This is a genomic window from Cohnella faecalis (assembly GCF_003570905.1).
Taxonomy (GTDB): domain Bacteria; phylum Bacillota; class Bacilli; order Paenibacillales; family Paenibacillaceae; genus Cohnella; species Cohnella faecalis.
Genome location: NZ_QXJM01000027.1, coordinates 246624 through 264572 on the forward strand (window position 1 = coordinate 246624; position 17949 = coordinate 264572).

The 17949-nt window shown below is 56.1% G+C and carries 18 protein-coding genes and 3 pseudogenes; 15 read left to right on the forward strand and 6 right to left on the reverse strand.

Annotated elements, in window-relative coordinates; all coding sequences use genetic code 11:
- Positions 1–48 precede the first annotated feature (48 nt).
- Positions 49–621, forward strand: coding sequence for a nitroreductase family protein (locus D3H35_RS07005; protein ID WP_119148382.1), 573 nt, complete (start codon positions 49–51; stop codon positions 619–621).
- Between the two features lie 526 nt (positions 622–1147).
- Here the strand turns inward: D3H35_RS07005 and D3H35_RS07010 are convergent.
- Positions 1148–1762 (reverse strand): annotated as a pseudogene (locus tag D3H35_RS07010) (YktB family protein); the annotation flags it as partial.
- 296 nt (positions 1763–2058) lie between these two features.
- Here D3H35_RS07010 and D3H35_RS07015 point away from each other — a divergent pair.
- Together D3H35_RS07015 and gndA are read left to right on the forward strand one after the other, a co-directional pair.
- Positions 2059–2655 carry a hypothetical protein gene (locus D3H35_RS07015; protein WP_119147274.1) on the forward strand — a complete coding sequence of 199 codons (597 nt, stop codon included), beginning with the start codon at positions 2059–2061 and terminating at the stop codon, positions 2653–2655.
- A gap of 642 nt (positions 2656–3297) precedes the next feature.
- Positions 3298–4713 (forward strand): NADP-dependent phosphogluconate dehydrogenase, encoded by a 1416-nt coding sequence (gene gndA / locus D3H35_RS07020; protein WP_119148532.1) that lies wholly within the window; start codon positions 3298–3300, stop codon positions 4711–4713.
- Here the strand turns inward: gndA and D3H35_RS30275 are convergent.
- A complete protein-coding gene (locus D3H35_RS30275; protein ID WP_147355767.1) occupies positions 4661–4978 on the reverse strand; it encodes a hypothetical protein in 318 nt (105 codons plus the stop codon). The two genes, gndA and D3H35_RS30275, sit on opposite strands and share 53 nt — an antisense overlap.
- 126 nt (positions 4979–5104) lie before the next feature.
- On the opposite strand from D3H35_RS30275, the gene D3H35_RS07030 reads away from it, so the two are divergent.
- Complete coding sequence (locus tag D3H35_RS07030; protein ID WP_119148384.1) at positions 5105–5629, forward strand: shikimate kinase; 525 nt, start codon at positions 5105–5107, stop codon at positions 5627–5629.
- On the opposite strand, the gene D3H35_RS07035 is transcribed toward D3H35_RS07030, so the two are convergent.
- Positions 5621–5926: a rhodanese-like domain-containing protein gene (locus tag D3H35_RS07035; RefSeq protein WP_119148385.1), complete on the reverse strand. Its 306-nt coding sequence runs from the start codon at positions 5924–5926 to the stop codon at positions 5621–5623. The genes D3H35_RS07030 and D3H35_RS07035 overlap by 9 nt on opposite strands.
- Before the next feature lie 105 nt (positions 5927–6031).
- On the opposite strand from D3H35_RS07035, the pseudogene D3H35_RS07040 reads away from it, so the two are divergent.
- The 6 genes and pseudogenes from D3H35_RS07040 to ptsP all read left to right on the forward strand — a co-directional run.
- A pseudogene (locus D3H35_RS07040) lies at positions 6032–6361 on the forward strand (FluC/FEX family fluoride channel); the annotation flags it as partial.
- Positions 6362–6404: 43 nt separating this feature from the next.
- Complete coding sequence (locus D3H35_RS07045; protein ID WP_158593980.1) at positions 6405–6782, forward strand: fluoride efflux transporter FluC; 378 nt, start codon at positions 6405–6407, stop codon at positions 6780–6782.
- 22 nt (positions 6783–6804) lie between these two features.
- Positions 6805–8096: pseudogene (gene aroA / locus D3H35_RS07050) on the forward strand (3-phosphoshikimate 1-carboxyvinyltransferase).
- 35 nt (positions 8097–8131) lie between these two features.
- Positions 8132–8557, forward strand: a complete 426-nt coding sequence (locus D3H35_RS07055; RefSeq protein ID WP_119148387.1) for a CoA-binding protein — start codon at positions 8132–8134, stop codon at positions 8555–8557.
- A 115-nt stretch (positions 8558–8672) separates the two neighbouring features.
- Positions 8673–10559, forward strand: a complete 1887-nt coding sequence (locus D3H35_RS07060; protein ID WP_119148388.1) for a glucose PTS transporter subunit IIA — start codon at positions 8673–8675, stop codon at positions 10557–10559.
- Complete coding sequence (gene ptsP / locus D3H35_RS07065) at positions 10556–12316, forward strand: phosphoenolpyruvate--protein phosphotransferase (RefSeq protein WP_119148389.1); 1761 nt, start codon at positions 10556–10558, stop codon at positions 12314–12316. Before D3H35_RS07060 ends, ptsP begins: the two co-directional genes overlap by 4 nt.
- Before the next feature lie 65 nt (positions 12317–12381).
- On the opposite strand, the gene D3H35_RS07070 is transcribed toward ptsP, so the two are convergent.
- Positions 12382–12906: a type 1 glutamine amidotransferase domain-containing protein gene (locus D3H35_RS07070; protein ID WP_119148533.1), complete on the reverse strand. Its 525-nt coding sequence runs from the start codon at positions 12904–12906 to the stop codon at positions 12382–12384.
- A gap of 106 nt (positions 12907–13012) precedes the next feature.
- On the opposite strand from D3H35_RS07070, the gene D3H35_RS07075 reads away from it, so the two are divergent.
- From D3H35_RS07075 to D3H35_RS07095, 5 genes are all read left to right on the forward strand, one after another.
- The gene (locus D3H35_RS07075) at positions 13013–13465 is read left to right on the forward strand and encodes a VanZ family protein (RefSeq protein WP_233567799.1); all 453 of its coding nucleotides are present in this window, start codon (positions 13013–13015) and stop codon (positions 13463–13465) included.
- A 59-nt stretch (positions 13466–13524) separates the two neighbouring features.
- Positions 13525–13938 carry a hypothetical protein gene (locus D3H35_RS07080; protein ID WP_147355768.1) on the forward strand — a complete coding sequence of 138 codons (414 nt, stop codon included), beginning with the start codon at positions 13525–13527 and terminating at the stop codon, positions 13936–13938.
- A 176-nt stretch (positions 13939–14114) separates the two neighbouring features.
- Entirely contained in the window at positions 14115–14465 is a 351-nt protein-coding gene (gene ytxJ, locus D3H35_RS07085) for a bacillithiol system redox-active protein YtxJ (RefSeq protein WP_119148392.1), read from the forward strand.
- A 105-nt stretch (positions 14466–14570) separates the two neighbouring features.
- Complete coding sequence (ccpA, locus tag D3H35_RS07090; RefSeq protein WP_119148393.1) at positions 14571–15581, forward strand: catabolite control protein A; 1011 nt, start codon at positions 14571–14573, stop codon at positions 15579–15581.
- 83 nt (positions 15582–15664) lie between these two features.
- The gene (locus D3H35_RS07095) at positions 15665–16366 is read left to right on the forward strand and encodes a 5'-methylthioadenosine/adenosylhomocysteine nucleosidase (protein WP_119148394.1); all 702 of its coding nucleotides are present in this window, start codon (positions 15665–15667) and stop codon (positions 16364–16366) included.
- 384 nt (positions 16367–16750) lie between these two features.
- Here D3H35_RS07095 and D3H35_RS34050 read toward each other — a convergent pair whose 3' ends face one another.
- Together D3H35_RS34050 and D3H35_RS07100 are read right to left on the reverse strand one after the other, a co-directional pair.
- Positions 16751–16891 (reverse strand): hypothetical protein, encoded by a 141-nt coding sequence (locus D3H35_RS34050; RefSeq protein ID WP_325050019.1) that lies wholly within the window; start codon positions 16889–16891, stop codon positions 16751–16753.
- A gap of 56 nt (positions 16892–16947) precedes the next feature.
- Positions 16948–17946, reverse strand: coding sequence for an acetoin utilization protein AcuC (locus D3H35_RS07100; RefSeq protein WP_325050020.1), 999 nt, complete (start codon positions 17944–17946; stop codon positions 16948–16950).
- Between the last annotated feature and the right edge of the window lie 3 nt (positions 17947–17949).

Consider the following 17949-nt stretch of genomic DNA (forward strand, 5'->3'; position numbering starts at 1 on the left):
GGTAAAGTGGAATGATCCTATTGGGATATGAGGAGGCACGAAATAGCAATGAATGTGGAAGAAGCGATACGCACTCGAAGAAGCATCGGAAAAGTGAAGGATGAGCCCGTTCCGCGCGAGCTGTTGGAGCGTATGCTCGAAGCGGCGGTCTGGGCGCCTAATCATCATCAGACGGAGCCGTGGAAGTTCGTCGTCATGACCGGCGAAGGCCGCAAAACGCTAGGCCGAGCGTACGCAGAAATCGCGTCCGGGCATTCCCCAAACCTTTCGGAGCAGGAGAGGGCGGAACTGCATAAGAGAGAAGAGGCGAAAGCGAATCGCGCTCCGGTCGTGATCGCGGTCGTCTGCTCGCCAAGCGAGGCTCCGCGGGTGAGCCGCGCCGAAGAATTTGCCGCCGCCAACTCCGCCGTGCAAAATCTGCTGTTGTCCGCTCATGCGAGCGGTCTTGGAGCCGTATGGAGATCGGGCGATCCGATGTACCACCCGGCGATGAAGAGCGCGTTCGGCCTTCAGCCGCAAGAAGAATTGGTCGGTCTCGTCTACGTCGGCTACCCGGATTTGCAGCCTCCGGAAGGGAAGCGAATTCCCGCTGCAAGCAAGACGATCTGGATCGAAGCGTAAGAGAGCTCTGACCGGGGGCCGCCAACGTTGAAAGAGCGGTACGTCGTACCGCACATTGGTGCGAGGAAGTGGGATTCGCCGAAAGAGTGGTACGACGTACCGCACATCGGCGCGAAGTAGCGGGATTCGCCGAAAGAGCGGTACGTCGTCCCACACATCGGCGCAAGGAAGCGAGATTCGTCGAAAGAGCGGTACGTCGTCCCACACATCGGCGCAAGGAAGCGGGATTCTCCGAAAGAGTGGTACGACGTACCGCACATCGGCGCGAAGAAGTGTGATTCGCCGAAAGAATGGTAAGGCGTACCGCACATCGGCGCAAGGAAGCGAGATTCGTCGAAAGAGCGGTACGTCGTCCCACACATCGGCGCAAGGAAGTGGGATTCGCCGAAAGAGTGGTACGACGTACCGCACATCGGCGCGAAGTAGCGGGATTCGCCGAAAGAGTGGTACGACGTACCTTACATACTATCCGCACGCCAAAGAACCGCCCCCTGCTGCAGGGGGCGGTTCTTTGTACGGCGCAAGACTACCCTTTTGCCATCCGGTAAAGCGGCTTGAGCTTCTTGAACGTCTTCTCGGCGAGCGCTAGGAACGCACTCTCGTCCGAGACAATCGGATCGTCCTTTTGAATGTGAATGCCGCACGTCAATTCCGCCGCTTTCACCGAGCCGAGTCTATAGAACAGGTCGGCGAGCTCTTCATCGGCCAGCTTTCCGTGACGGAGCCCTTCCGGGATCATATGATCCTTGGACCAGACGAAGGACGCCGGAATCGAACGCCGCACGGAGGCAAGCTCGGCCAACGCTCGCTCGGCGAAAGCTCCTTTGGATTCGCATTCATAAATGATGGCAAATTGAATGAAAATGTGCGAGCCCCACAATCCGATTTGAAAATGAGGCAAAGCTTTATAGCCTCGCTTGCTGGGCGCATAAGCGACCCAGGTATCGTTCGGAGGATTGATCGTCCGGCGAGCGTGCTTGGCGACATGGGGATATACCGTCTCGCCGCATAGGTCGGACAAAAACGGGGACAGCTGATCCCCGAGCTGATGCAGCTTCGGCCGCACTTGTTCGATCAAGGCGGTCATGCGGGGCTCCAAGCCGTCAATATCGAATACTTCGAAATCGGCGGGAACGAATCCCCGAACGAACTTGTTAACTCGGTTGCGCTCATCGTCGTTTCTTCTCCTTACAAACCATTTTCGAAAGCAGCTTGACTCATTATAACACGGGAAAATCCGCTTGCGCCCCGAGTTGGAGAGGGCATTTTCATCGATTTTATGGAAATGCTTTCATTTTTCCGAAAATAGTCAAGAAACCAAGTTGCCAGAACATAAGATGGAGTATAAGATAAAAGCAAGCAAGAATATTCAGAACATTCGGTCAAACCGTCAGTCTTTCAGTCGGGCCACGCGGCGCTGCAGGAGGAGGGCTTGCCGTGAACCGAAGTTACGAAGTGGAATATTGTAATCTGGAGCTACGATTCGACCGTCGTCAAATCCAAAACTTGCTTCGCGAGCTCATCCAGCAAGGCTACTCGCTTTATTGGAACGAGAGCGACCATCTGTTCACCGTATCCGTCAGAACCGGAAGAAAGCTTCTCAAGCTGCGTTTCCAACGAATATTGAACCGTTACAAGCTGGTCGGCGATTATTTGGTCAAGGACGAGAAGCTGGCGCTCTGGATCGAAAAGCTGATAGGCGATTCGCGCGGTCATGCTATCGTGAAGCGATTCCGGGATCGTCAAATTCTAATCGAAAACATCATGTTCGGCGAAATTATCCGTCTCGTGGAGGTGTCGGGTATGGAACATCGAATCATTTTCCAGAAGCGGCCGCATATCACAGTGGAAGACATGGTGCAAGCATTCAAATCGAAAAGAGCCGAACTGCGGGCGGGCGTCTTGCGCCTTGAAATCGATTATGAGCTTGCGGTGCTCCACGAAGCGATCCAAGAGGGACGCGCCGCAGATGCGGAGGCCAGCAAGGAAAAGCTGAAGGTCATGCGCGTAGAGATGCTCCTGCTGGAGCTGTGAACCCATAGGATGAACCGAAAGAGAGGCGGGGCCCGTTTTACGGGCCTCCGCCTCTTTATTTGAAACCCATCCGATACCGACCCAGAGGACGCCGACCAGCCCGCCTAGCCCGGCCCCGAGCCGAACTAACGCCGAATGACCGACGATCCTCGCTTAGCCCGACGTATAACTGCAGAACATATCTTTATTTTGAGGATAGATCGGTATTCTAGTTACATTATCTGCAAAAAGTACATTTCTTCAGGATGCTTTTAGCGTCATGCTCCGAAATGGAAAAAATTAACGGTACTTTCTACAGTTCAATCTCAAGCGCACGGCTCTAAAGGATGGTTAGCTGTAGCTATTACAGTTAATCTACCTCACCCGTCAGACCGCAGAGGCGAATGAGGTGGTTTTTTTTGGAATGCCAGAAAGAAAGCTAGCATAAGCTTTCCGCCCCTTATATCTATCCGATACCAAAGCAAAGTTTCAGAGACGCCGGGAGCCTGTAGACCCGACTCCTGAGCGCGCCGTATGCGTCGCCGGACGGCTAAAAAAGTTGCGTCGGACGAATCGTCCAAGCAATTGATGGTTTTCATTCTCAGTCAAAAAGAGTACAATAGGCTTATTGTGAAAATTTTGTACCAAAGGATGAAGAGAACAATGTCGAAAGCTAATATTGGCGTCGTCGGCCTTGCGGTCATGGGACGCAACCTCGCACTGAACATTGAAAGCCGCGGATTCAACGTAGCTGTATACAACAGATCCCGCGAAAAAACGGACGACCTTCTGAACACGGACGGCAAAGGCAAAAACCTTGTGCCGACCTATTCCGTCGAAGAATTCGTCGCTTCCCTGGAAGTTCCGCGCAAAATTCTCATCATGGTTCAAGCCGGCGCAGGCACCGACGCGACGATCGAGTCGCTCGTTCCGCATCTGGACAAAGGCGATATCATCATTGACGGGGGCAACGCTTACTTCCCGGACACTCAGCGCCGCAGCAAGCAATTGACCGAGCAAGGCTTCAACTTCATCGGCACGGGCGTATCCGGCGGCGAAGAAGGCGCGCTTAAAGGGCCTTCCATCATGCCGGGCGGACCGGAGGAAGCTTACCGTCTCGTCGAACCGATTCTGACGGGCATCTCCGCCAAAGTAAACGGCGATCCTTGCTGCACATACATCGGACCGGACGGCGCCGGACACTACGTCAAAATGGTTCACAACGGCATTGAGTACGGCGACATGCAGCTGATCTGCGAAGCGTACCAATTGCTGAAAGACGTCCTCGGCGTGTCGACGGACGAGCTGCACAGCATTTTCGCCGAATGGAACAAAGGCGAATTGGACAGCTACCTGATCGAAATTACGACCGATATTTTCGCTGCGAAGGATCCGGAGACGGGCAAGCCGATGGTCGACGTTATTCTCGATTCCGCAGGCCAAAAAGGCACGGGCAAATGGACGAGCCAAAGCTCGCTCGACCTCGGAGTTCCGCTCTCGATCATTACCGAGTCGGTATTCTCCCGCTTCCTGTCCGCCATGAAAGAAGAGCGCGTAGCGGCCAGCAAAGTGCTCAAAGGACCGCAAACGGCTCCTTTCGAAGGCGACAAAGCCGCGTTCATCGAGAGCGTGCGCAAAGCGCTGTTCGCCAGCAAAATCTGCTCGTACGCCCAAGGCTTCGCGCAAATGCGCGCCGCATCCGAGGAGTACGGCTGGAACTTGCGTTACGGCGACATCGCCATGATTTTCCGTGGCGGCTGCATTATCCGCGCCCGCTTCCTGCAAAACATCAAGGATGCCTACGACCGCGAGCCGGAGCTTCGCAACCTGCTTCTGGACGAGTACTTCAAAGGCATCGTCGAATCGTATCAAGGCGCATGGCGCGAAGTGATCGCGACCGCCGTTCGTTACGGCATTCCGGTGCCTTCGTTCGCGAGCGCTATCGCCTACTACGACAGCTACCGTTCGGAGCGCCTGCCTGCGAACCTGCTGCAAGCGCAACGCGACTACTTCGGCGCGCATACGTTCAAACGGTTGGATAAGGAAGGCGTCTTCCATCACAACTGGCTGAATTCGTAAGCGAGCTTAGCAGCTTGCGGAAGCTGGCCGACTCCGGACCTTCGAGCGTTCGGCGGTGAAGCATCATGAGCGCAATGTCCGCAAAGCAAACGAAATGCGCAAGCAGCTGTGGCCGATCGAGCCCCGACCATTCGGGCGCTCCTTCGGCTACTTTTCTTTTCACGTGATCGAGCGCCCAGAGGACGTCATCCCTGCAAAGAGGGTATTCCGGATCGAGCAAGCGGCGCAGAGGCTCGATTGGCGGATTCGAACGGTTTTGAACCATCTTATTCATCACCTGCGAATAAAGCTTGTTTTTACTATCAAACTTACGGAAAAACTCGTCATTTTATACCTATGGAACGATATGCTATGATAGGAAAAGCGCGATGAAGGATTGGGGAAGGTACGAATGAGCGGGAATGCCGGGAAGAGCAATCTGATCCTCGTAGGATTTATGGGGACGGGCAAATCGACTGTCAGCCGGATGCTGTCCGAGAGCTTGGGCTGGCCGAGGTTCGATACGGACGAAGAGGTCGAACGAAGAAGCGGAAAGACGATTTCCGAGCTGTTTGCGGAAGAAGGAGAGTCTTCGTTTCGCGATTGGGAGAGCCGGGCGCTGGCAGACGTCTTGTCGGGTACGAATCGAATCGTGGCGACGGGCGGAGGAGCGGTTCTGAGGGAAGAGAATCGCCGCGTTATGCGCTTGGGCGGCTGGATCGTCGCCTTGACGGCGGACAAGGAAAGCTTGATTCGCCGAGTGACGGCGGGGAATGCGGACGGAACTCGTCCGCTGCTGGCCGGAGACGCGGAAGCGCGTGTAGCGTCGCTCTTGGAGACGCGCAAGCACGCTTACGATTTCGCACATGCCGTAATCGATACGTCGCGATTGTCGCCGGCCGATGTAGCGGATTTGCTGCAGCGCTGGTTAAGGTAGCTGCGCCCAGGCGAGCATGCCGCCCGTCAGGTTGACCGGCTGCTTGAAGCCGAGCATCGTCAAGTATTCGCATGCTTGACCGCTGCGATAGCCGCTGCGGCAGATGAAGATGACTTCTTCCTCGCGGGGAATATCGTCAAGGCGTTGCGGCACTTGCCCGAGAGGAATGTGCTCCGCTCCGGGAATGATCCCGTGAGCCACTTCCTCCGCTTCACGGACGTCGATCAGGCGGATATTCTCCCCCGCGTCCAATCTCGCTTTCAGCTCTTCGGATGTAATCGTTGCATAATCGCTCATGAAAGAAGCAACCTCTCTTTTCATTGAATGGCAATGGACGTAATAGAATCATCATAAGAAATGGCCGACGGTGCTGTCAAATGACCGGAGAAAGGACGTGTCGCTTTGATAGGAGCCATCGCTGCAGCCGGATTCCTCGGAGCGGCGGCCCGTTACGCTCTCGGACTCGCATGGCCGACCGGAGGCGGGGCTTCGTTCCCGTGGACGACGCTGTTCATTAATTTGTCCGGCTCGCTGCTGCTCGGTCTTTTGCTCGGCTATGCTGCCGGAAGGCGCATCCCCGAATGGTGCAAGGAAGCGGCTGGCACCGGATTTCTTGGAGCGTATACGACCTTCGGAGCGTTCAACACGGAACTGCTGGAGCTCGTGCAGCATGACGCTTTCGCGATGGCCGCCGCTTACGCCTTCGTTAGCGCGATTGTCGGCTGGCTGTTGGCCAGGGCGGGACTTCGGCTCGGAGCGAGAGGGGGGTCTCCTCTTGAACGGCTGGACTATTGCTCTGGTTGGGGCCGGAGGAGCGATCGGAGCGCTGGCCCGCTACGGAGTCGGGCGGCTGGTCGTCCGGGCCGGGCAGAAAGCGGTTTGGGGAACTTTGGCGGTCAACTTGATCGGCACGTTCGCAGCGGGAATGTTCTTCGGCATGCATTTGGGAGCTCGGTCTCCCGTTGTTTACGCGTTTGCGGTTCCCGGCTTGCTGGGCGGATTGACCACGTACTCTACGCTGAATGTGCAGAAGGCGCAGCTTGCAAGAGAAGGCCGGGGCAAGCTGCTTCTACGTTACGCAAGCGCCACATATGTTGGCGGTTGGGCATGCGCGGCGACCGGAGCGGCGCTGGGAACCTTATTATTTACATAAAGATGAAGGGGCGAATTCGCGAATGGATATGATCGTTACGCCTACAGGCAGGCTTCAGGGCGAAATTCAGGCATTGTCTTCCAAAAACTATACGACGAGGTATTTGCTTGTGGCCGCGCTGGCGGAAGGAACGAGCACGATTTTGTTCCCGGCCCACAGCGAGGACGGCGAAGCGATGCGCCGCTGCATTCGCGACCTGGGAGCGGTTGTGGAGGAAGACGACGAGAAAATCGTCATCACCGGCTTTGGCCGCAATCCCCGTCATGTCAAAGAGCTCGACGTCGGCAACGCCGGCGCGGTGCTGCGATTTTTGATGGCGATCGCCGGGCTGCTGCCCGAAGTAACGTTCGTCAACAAGTATCCGCAGTCGCTGGGCAAACGTCCCACGACGACCTTATTACGACGCTGCAGGCAATGGGAGTCGAAGTCGAGCACGAGAACGGCCGTCTTCCGATTACGATTCGTGGAGGCAGTCCCCGCGGCGGCAAAATCCAAGTATCCGGCAGCATCAGCTCCCAGTTTCTCAGCGCTTTGCTGTTCCTGACTCCGCTGCTTGACGAAGACAGCGAAATCGAAGTGCTCCACGATTTGAAATCGAAGGTCGTCATCGGTCAGACGCTTGAAGTGCTGGCGCAAGCGGGCATCGTTATCGAAGCTTCCGACGATCTGATGCATTATAAAGTGCCGGGACGACAGCAGTACCGTGCTCAGACGTATTCGGTGCAGGGAGATTATCCGGGCTCGGCAGCCATTCTCGCCGCCGCCGCGGTAACGGAGTCCGATGTTGTCGTTCACCGCCTGCTGGAGAACAGCAAGCAGGGCGAACGCGCCGTCGTCGACGTTCTTCGCGCGATGAACGTGCCGCTTACGCACGAGAACGGCATCGTTCACGTGAAAGGCAACGGCAAGCTGACGGCGGGCGAATTCGACGGCGACGAATTTACCGACGGAGTTCTCGCGATGGTAGCGGCAAGCGTATTCGCGGAAGGCACATCGCGGTTTTATAACGTGGAGAATCTCCGTTACAAGGAGTGCGACCGCATTACCGATTATTTGACCGAGCTTCGCAAAGCGGGGGCTAACGTCGAAGAGAAGAAGGACGAAATTATCGTTCACGGACGTCCGGAGGGCGTCGAGGGCGGAGTGGAGATCAACGCGCATATCGATCACCGGGTCATCATGGCGCTGACGATCGTGGGGCTCCGCTCCAAGCAGCCGATACGGATTCGCGACGCTCATCACGTGGCGAAGTCCTATCCGCATTATTTCGACCATCTGAAGGCGCTTGGCGCGCAGGTGGAATGGGTACAGTAACAAGGAACAATCGACCATGAGAGGGGACTGGAACCATGGCTTTCGAAAATCCGTCGCGCGAGGAAATCAAGCAATTGTTACTCGGTTCGAAGACGATCGCGGTCGTCGGACTGTCCGATGATCTGGCGAAGGTATCGCACATGGTGTCTTCCGCAATGAAGGACAAAGGCTACCGAATTATTCCGGTCAATCCTAACGCTGATAAGATTCTTGGCGAGAAGAGCTACGCTTCGCTAAGCGATATCCCGGAGCCTGTGGACATCGTGAACGTGTTCCGAAGACCCGAGCATACGCCGAAGGTCGCGGAGGAAGCGGTGGCCATCGGCGCGAAGACGCTCTGGCTCCAGCTTGGAATCGCTAATGACGAAGCTGCGCGAATCGCGCAGGACGGCGGCTTGACAGTCATCATGGATCGCTGCATCAAGGTGGAGGATTCGATCCTTCTGCCGCATGGCAAATAAGAGCTGCTCAGGCAGGAATCGGCGGGCCGTATATGGCCCGCCGATTCGTTAGAGCCGGCTTTGACAACAAGCCGGCAACCGTCGTACCATCGAAGAAAGGAGGAGGAACGGCTCCATGCTCGGAGTAGGATATCTCCAACGGCTAGGGCGGGCAATGATGCTCCCGCTGACGGTTCTTCCCGCAGCCGCGATTTTCTTGATGCTGGCGAGATTGCCCTGGGACGCGTTCGGCTGGCCGATGGCCGCGGACATGCTGCATGCCGCCGGAATGGCGATTTTCGGGTACGTCCCTTACATATTCGCGGTCGGCGTTGCGCTCGGATTATCGAACCAGACCGCTGCGGCCGGCATGGCGGCGCTGTCCGGCATGTTCATCTTTTCTATCGTCACCCACACGTACGATCCCGACGGCGTTCAGCCGTCCATGTTCGCGGGAGCCGTTATCGGCGTCGCGTCCGGCTGGGCTCACGATCGGTTCAAATCGATTCGACTGCCCGAATTTTTACAATTTTTCGGCGGCTCGCGGTTCGTTCCTCTCTTTATGTGCGGAGCGTCCTTTCTATTCGCCTGGCTCATGATAGGTGTCGGAGAGAGCATACGGGAATGGGTTTCTTCCGCCGGGACGCTCGCTTACACGGCCGGAGGCTTCGGCGTATTTTTATACGGCTTCCTGCACCGGATATTGGTCGCGTTCGGACTTCACCATTTGCTGAATCACGTTTTCTGGTTTCAGGTCGGCGAGTACAAAGGCGCGGACGGTACCGTCTATTTTGGCGATTTGCCCCGGTTTTTCGCGGGAGACCCCGATGCCGGAGGTTTTATGGCCGGCCTGTATCCGACGATGATGTTCGCTCTTCCGGCCATTGCGTTCGCCATCATCCACGAAGCGCGCGAGGATTTGAAACCGAAGACAAAGCGCCAGTTCCGCGTAGCTGCGCTAAGCTCGTTTTTGACCGGCGTGACCGAACCGATCGAATTCGCTTTTCTGTTCGTCGCGCCTTATTTGTTCATTATCCACGCGATCATTTCCGGCGGCATTATGTGGGCGACCTATGAGCTAGGCATTCATCACGGCTTCACGTTCTCGGCGGGAGCGATCGAATATCTCATCAATATGCCGCTGGCGACGAAGGGCTGGCTGCTGCTTCCGATCGGCGTCGTCGTCGGCATTTTCTACTATATTTTGTTCCGGTGGAGCATTCGAAAGTTTCAGCTTGCGACCCCCGGACGCGAGGACGCGGGGAGACAGGACGATTGGGCGGGCGACATTCCTTATCGCGCTCCGCTCATCCTTCAATCTCTAGGGGGAAAAGAGAACGTCGTAAGGCTGGAGTCCTGCATCACGAGGCTGCGGCTGACGATGGACGACGACCGGCGAATCGATGCTCAGGCGCTGCGCCATCTTGGAGCGGCAGGGGTCATCCGGCTCGGCGGCGGCCATGTCCAGGTCGTATTCGGTACGTACTCGGAGCTCATTCGCGAAGAAATCGCCAAGCTGATGCAGCAGGACGTTCAGCAGATTCAGTTCCACTCTCCGGTTCAAGGCCGGATGATTCCGCTGGAGGAAGTCGACGATCCGATTTTCGCCAAGCGGCTCGTCGGTCGCGGCGTCGCCTTCATTCCGGAGAAGGGGGAACTCGTCGCTCCGGTCAAAGGCACCGTCATTCATGTCCATCCCTCGCTTCACGCAATCGGTCTTCGTACCGACGACGGGCTGGAAGTGCTGCTTCACGTCGGAATCAACACTTCCCAGATGGGAGGCAAAGGGTTCGCGGCGCTAATCAAGGAAGGCGATACCGTAACGCCCGGGCAGCCGCTGCTTAGATTCCATCTGCCTACCTTGAAGAAGCATGCGAAATCGCTCGAAACGCCTATGGTTATTACGAACCCGGAGATCGTCAGGTCCTGGCGTTTTGCGCCTTTCAAAGCGGTCAAAAAAGGACAGGCGGCCGTTATGTCCGTCGTCGTGCACGATAAAGAGAACAAGGGGGTCGACGCATGATACAAGCGCTCGGTGCTTCGAACGGCATCGCCATCGGCAAAGCCTTCGTCCTTCCTCATTGGGAATGGGAGCTGCCGGATCAAAAAATCGACGTGGCCGATTTGGCCAAAGAGTTCGAGAGACTCTATGAAGGAATACGTCGGTCCAAGACGGAGATCGCTCTCATGAAGACGGAGCTGGACGAGACGGTCGGCGTCAGCGAAGCGAGTATTTTCGACGCTCACCTCGCCATCCTGGACGATCCCATCTTTATGAACGAAATTCAAGGAATCATCCAGCGGCAGTACAAAGTGGCCGAAGTGGCGGTCAAGGAAGCGATCGATCATTTCGTAACGATGTTCGACCTGCTGGACGACGAATATATGAAAGAACGCGCGCTCGACATCAAGGACGTCGGCAACCGCTTGTTGAAGCATTTGCTCGGCGCTCCCGAAATCGCGCTGCCGGAAGACACGCAGCCTTTCGTGCTCGTCGTGCGGGAGCTGTCGCCTTCCCAACTCATTCATCTGCGGCCCGAGCTCGTGCTCGGCATCGTCACGATGGTAGGCAGTCCGACCTCGCATTCCGCCATCATGGCGAGAGCGTTCGGCATTCCGCTCGTCATGGGCGTTGATGGGAAGTTGGAGGAGCCGATCGAGACCGGCGAGCTGATTATCGTGGATGGAGGAGCCGGCATTATTCACGTAGGGCCAAGCGGGGAAACCGTACTGCGGTATTCGGAAATTCGCAAGCGTCAGTTAGAGGAGCGGGAACAGTTGCTCACTATCGCGGAATTGCCTTCGGTGACGCCGGATGGCCACAAGCTCATATTGGCGGCCAACATCAGCTCGATCAAGGAGATGGAAGCGGCGCTCTCGAACGGAGCGGAAGCGGTCGGGCTGTTCCGCACGGAGTTTCTTTATATGGATCGCAATCATTTTCCTTCTGAAAATGAGCAGTACGAAGTATATCGGGACGTCGTGAAGATGCTGGACGGCAAGCAGATCATTATTCGTACGCTCGATATCGGCGGCGACAAGCAGCTCGACTACTACGAAATGCCGGTGGAAGACAATCCGTTTCTCGGCTACCGGGCTATTCGCTTTAGCTTGGACCGCAAAGATTTGTTCAAGGTTCAGCTTCGCGCCATTCTGCGGGCGGCGGTGCATGGAGACATGCAAATCATGTACCCGCTCATCACGTCTGTAGAGGAAGTTCGGGAAGCCAATGCGCTGCTTGCGGAGGCCGAGAGGGAGTTGGAGGCGGAAGGAGTTCCGTTTCGCGGAGGCATTCCGACGGGCATTATGGTGGAAGTGCCGGCGGCTGTCGCGATCGCCGATCTTCTTGCCGAAGAGGCTGCTTTTTTCAGCATTGGGACGAACGATTTGGTTCAGTTTACATTGGCGGTCGACCGGATGAACGAAAATATTAGCCATTTGTACGAGCCGTTCCATCCCGCCGTTCTGCGCATGCTTCGGACGGTGACGGAGGCGGCGAAGCGCAAAGGCATCCCGGTCAGCGTCTGCGGCGAGCTGGCGGGAGACGTTCGGGCGCTGCCGATTTTGCTCGGGCTCGGCATTGAGGAGTTGAGCTTGTCTGCGCAGGCGATACTGCCTGTCAAGGAAGGGCTGCTTCGCACTAGCGCCGCCGAAAGCCGGCTGTTTCTGGAGGAGCTGTTCCGGCTTCCGACCGTCGGTCAAATTCGGCAAGCGGCCGAGAAGTTTCATGCGGAGACGACGCTATCCGCGTCGCCGGGCCGCGTGTACCCGGGCGTGTGAGACGTGCGGCGCAAATAACAACGTCCCCGCCAGCGTGCCGGCGGGGACGTTTGCCAATTTCGGTTTTAACGGGCGCGACCGTACAGCAAATCGCAGAACGCTTTGGCATAGGGCGGCAAATCGGGCGGTCTGCGGGCGGATACGATATTGCCGTCGACGACGACGGCTTCGTCGATCCAAGTCGCTCCCGCGTTTTCCATGTCGTCGCGAATGCCCGGAGTGGAAGTAACGATTCGTCCCTCCAATATTTTCGCCGATACGAGCACCCAGCCGGCGTGGCAAATTTGTCCGATCGGCTTGCCTGCTTCGTTCATTCGGCGTACGAATTCCAGAACCTTCGGATCGCGGCGGATTTTGTCCGGCGCCCAGCCGCCCGGCACGAGCAGGCCGTCGCACGAGTCGGCGTCAAGCTCCTCGTAAGAAATGTCGGCCACGGCGGGAACGCCGTATTTGCCGATATGCTTGCGGCCGCGCTCAGGTCCCGCATAGACGACCTCGGCACCTTCCTCGCGAGCCCGATACACGGGATACCAAAGCTCTAAGTCTTCGAATTCGTCGTCGATAAGGCAAACGACCTTTTTTTGCGTCATGCAAGCTTCTCCCCCTTCATAAACAATCTTGTTCATTGTACCAAATCGGCGGCTCTTGTTCACGTCTGCCATAATGCCGTTGCGATTGAAAGGAGTTTGAGTATCTTTGTCGTCAACCGTATCTTTGAAAAAGCGGCTGCTTTCCTGGCATTCGCTGCCTGTCGTCGCATGCATGGCGGCCATCTTCTATTTTTCGGCCCAGCCCGGCTCGGAGCTGGACGGCTGGCTCCCGTTTTTCCGGGACTGGCTTCCCGGGTTGCAATCTTTCGATCCGATGCACTACGTCGCTTATTTTGGGTTAGGTCTTACGGTTGCTTTTGCGTTCGGAGCAGCTTCCGCGAGATGGCGGTGGGCCCTTATTAACGTTATCGTATGCTCGATTTACGGAGTGACCGATGAATGGCACCAGGCCTATGTCCCGCGCCGGTCGCCGGACATTATGGATCTCTATCACGACGCTATCGGCGCTGCGGCGGCCGCACTGATCGTCCTTATAGCTATCCGGATCGCAAATAGGCGTCATGCCAAAAATTACACGGAACGTCTCGGCAGGAGTTAGCGGGGAAGAGCGCGAATATAGCAAGAGAGTTCTTGTTAGTTTCGTGAGGTGAGACCCCGGTGCATAAGCGTTGCTCTTGCGGAGAATCGATGGATCTCGTTCTGCGCAACGTTATTTTCGCGAAAAAAGTCAATATTTCAAACGTCCCGGTTTTAAGCTGCGATTCGTGCGGTCGCAACGAGGTGTACCCGTCCGTTAAAGCGGATGTCGGGAAGCTGGTCGGCGATCTGGGGTCGAAGCCTTCAACGGGAACGATTCCGTTCGATCAAGTTCACGAATGGGCGGGAGTTCTATCGAATGCGTTGGCCGAAGCAAGGACGCTGCAAGCGGCCGCTATCGCCCGAGCTTCGGAGGAGAGGGTTAATCAATTGCTCGATTTGTGGCTGATCGCTTCGTCGTTGGGCGATGAGGCGTGGAAGTCGGAGCTTAAGCAGCGATTATCCCAATTGAGCGCACCCTACATAACGCAGTAAAAAGTCGGAAAAGACAGCTGAGCTTGGCGGCTTGATTCGGCACAAAAGCTGACAATGAGCGGCAATCATAACAAAGGCTATCGAAAAACGAGGGACTATACCCTCGTTTTTTTGCGGTCGGTGCCTTTTTCTGATACCATGAAAACAATCGCATGATTTTCAAGGAGGCACGGCCAATGGCGGACATCAAGCAATTTACTACTTTGGAGCAGTGGAACGAGGCTCTTGGCAAAACGTCGGAGAAACCGCTGCTTATCTTCAAACATAGCACGAGCTGCTCGGTCAGCGCGGGAGCTCACGAAGAGCTGTTGAAGTACGTTTCGGATTACGAAGCGTCGGATGTAGATTTCGCGATCGTTCACGTTATCGAGGATCGCCCGGTTAGCAACGAGATTGCCGAGAAGCTGGACGTCCAGCACAAGTCGCCGCAAGCTATTCTCGTCGACAAGGGAAATCAGGTATGGAACGAATCTCATTGGCGGATCACCTACTCTTTCCTGGCGGATAAGCTGGGCAATCCGACCTGACACAGCGATTGCGCAAACGTGTGTTTTATCGTATCATTACCTTAATCATCCAAGCCCGGACAAGTCCTCTATCTCGTCCTATCCTGAATAATGGAGCGAACAATCGTGACGGTGACCATTTACGATGTAGCGCGTGAGGCCGGGGTATCCATGGCGACGGTATCGCGCGTCGTCAACAACAACCCCAACGTAAAACCGCAAACCCGCAAAAAAGTATATGAAGCGATCGAGCGTCTCGGGTATCGTCCGAATGCCGTAGCCCGCGGTCTCGCGAGCAAGAAGACGACTACGGTTGGCGTTGTCATTCCCGATATCGCCAATGCGAATTTTGCCGAAGTGGCACGCGGAATCGAAGATATCGCTAACATGTATCATTACAACATCATCCTCTGCAACGCCGACAAAAGGAAAGACAAGGAAATTCGCGTCATTAACACGTTGCTCGAGAAGCAGGTAGACGGGTTGCTGTTCATGGGCGGCGCCGTTACGGACGAGCACGTGCAAGCGTTTAACACCTCGAACGTTCCGATCGTGCTTTGCGCTACGACGGACGAGAAGGGCGTTATTCCTTCCGTCGATATTAACCATGAAGAAGCGGCTTTCGATGCCGTGAATCGGCTCATCGCGGAAGGCCATCGTTCGATTGCGATGATCAGCGGGACGCTGCAGGATCCGGCTAACGGGTTCGCGCGGTATCATGGCTACAAACGGGCTTTGGAGCAAGCGGGCATTCCTTATCGCGAAGAGTACGTGCGCAATGGAAATTACAAATACGAGTCCGGGATCGAAGCGACTCAATATTTTTTAAGCTTGCCTGAACGCCCGACGGCGATTTTTGCCGCCACGGACGAGATGGCGATCGGATCGATTCATGCCTTGCAAGATAATGGCTTGTCCGTACCGGCTGACGTATCCGTTATTAGCGTCGACAACAGCCGGATGGCATCGATGATTCGTCCGCTTTTGACGACAGTGGCTCAACCAATGTACGATATCGGCGCCGTATCGATGCGGCTTCTGACGAAGCTGATGAAGAAGGAATCGGTCGATCATGCGAAGGTGATTTTGCCGCATGAGCTGATCGTTCGCAGGTCCGTAGCCGCTCCGAAAGCGTAGTCAAGCACGTTTGTTTAACTAAGCAGCCCCGCACGGATTTTTATCCGGCGCGGGGCTCTTTTACGAGGGAAAGGATGATAGGAATGACATACGGAACGATCGGATTGATCGGAGCCATGCAAGAAGAAATCGAGCTGCTGTTAGGTCAGCTGCAAAACGCGGAAACCGAGCGTCATGCCGGAATTACATACTATAAAGGTACATTGCATGGCCGCAAGACGGTGCTGTGCAAATCCGGCGTAGGCAAAGTCAACGCGGCGGTGTGCACGCAAGCGCTAATCGATCGGTTCGGCGCGGATGCCGTTATTTTCACCGGTGTGGCGGGCGCCGTCGACCCTAAGCTCAATATCGGCGACATCGTCATTTCAACAAGCAGCGTGCAGCACGATATGGACGTAACTCCGCTCGGCTTCACACGGGGAGTTATTCCTTATCAAGAGGTTTCGGACTTTCCGGCGGACGAGCGGCTGATCTCGCTCGCTCAGGAAGCGGGGGAGATCGCGCTTCCCGGACGCTGCCATACGGGGAAGGTGCTGTCGGGCGACCAATTCGTAGCTGACCGGGAGTTCGTCAAGAAGCTTCGCGAGGAGCTTGATGGAGCTTGCACGGAAATGGAAGGGGCGGCAGTCGCTCAAGTTTGCTTCATGAACGATGTGCCTCATGTCATCATCCGCTCGATGTCCGACAAAGCGGACGGCTCCGCTCACGTCAATTTCGCCGAGTTCACGGTGGAGGCGGCAAACCGATCTTTTTCCATAGTGAACGAGATGGTCAGAAAGCTGTAGATATTTGAAAACAGGGCCTGGCGGAGGGAGCGATCTCTGCCAGGCCCTGTGTTTGTAAAGCGACTCCTAACACGACAATTCCGCCTAATAGCCGATGTATCGCTTGTGATGTGACTTGAAGCGTCACAACTCCACCGGAAAGCCGGGTATATCGCTTGTGATGTGACTTGAAGCGTCACAACTCCGCCGGAAAGCCGGGTATATCGCTTGTGATGTGACTCGAAGCATCACAATTCCGCCTAGCAGGCATATCGCCTGGGATATGACTCAAAACGTCAGTAACATATTACGTCCTGCTGCTGCGAATCCGAACGAGAAAGAGGGCTGCCGCTCATGGTCCAAAACGACCTTGCACGGCAGCCCTAATTTAGTTAGAAAAAGTAGTTACCCGATATGCTGGAGCGCGATTGCGAGCATTTCGCGGTTTTTGGCGGTGATCTCGGTTCGGCGAGGCATAGGCGTCCAGTCGGAGGTGTCGTCGAGCCAGCCAGGCGGCAGCTCGTCCGGCCGATCAGGCGATTCCAATTGCGGCCATCCCAAGGGCAGTAGCGCAGCATTAGGCGAATCGCCGTCAATCGCTTTCAGAAGCGGAGAGGACGACATCTCCAGCCACAATAGGCTCCAAGCTCGGGGATGACCCGCCAATGATCGTAGCCCCCGCCGCCAAGGGCGATCCAGCGGCCTTGGGAATACGTATCCGCGCATTCGCGAATCATACGCGGCATTTCCCGGTATATTTTCATGCTGCAGTGGATGTGGGCGAGAGGATCGAAGGCGTGGGCATCGCAGCCGTGCTGGCTGACAATAACGTCGGGGCGAAAGACCGCCGCCGCTCGGGCGAGCGCCTCTCCGAAGCATTCGAGCCATGATTCGTCCTCGGTATAAGGCTCCATCGATAGATTCAAGCAAGCGCCGTAGCCGCTAGAGTCGCCTCTCTCGTGATGGAATCCCGATCCGGGAAAGAGAAACTTGCCCGTCTCATGGATTGAGAGGGTGAATACGTCCGGATCGGTATAAAAAAACCATTGAACGCCGTCGCCATGGTGAACGTCCGTATCGACATAAAGGACCCTTGCGCCATACTTCTCCCGGATGTGCGAAATAGCGGCTGCTGCGTCGTTGTATATGCAAAAACCAGCCGCGCGATCGGGAAAAGCATGATGCAGACCGCCCGCCAGATGAAGAGCGTGATCCGCCGAGCCGGACATAACCGCATCGGCGGCCGCGAGCGAGCCGGCGACGATGCTTCGAGTTGCCGCATGCATCCCCGGAAAAAACGGCGTATCTCCGTCCGCTCCGAGGCCGAAGGCGTCCGCTTTTCGGACGGCTTCCGGGTCGGGATGTTCTTCGCTTAATGCCAGTACGGTATCGACGTAGTCGTGCCGATGAAGCTTGCAAATAGCTTGTTCGGCTTCCTCCTCCGCAAATGGAGGGACGATAAGCTCCGCTGCCGGGAATTCGCCGGACAATCTGAGCAATTGCTCGGTCAGCTCCAGCCGGATCGGGTGAAAGGGATGCTCATCGTGGAAGCGGTATCCTTTTGACCCGGAAGTGTCGACCCATACGGAACGCTTACTCACCTT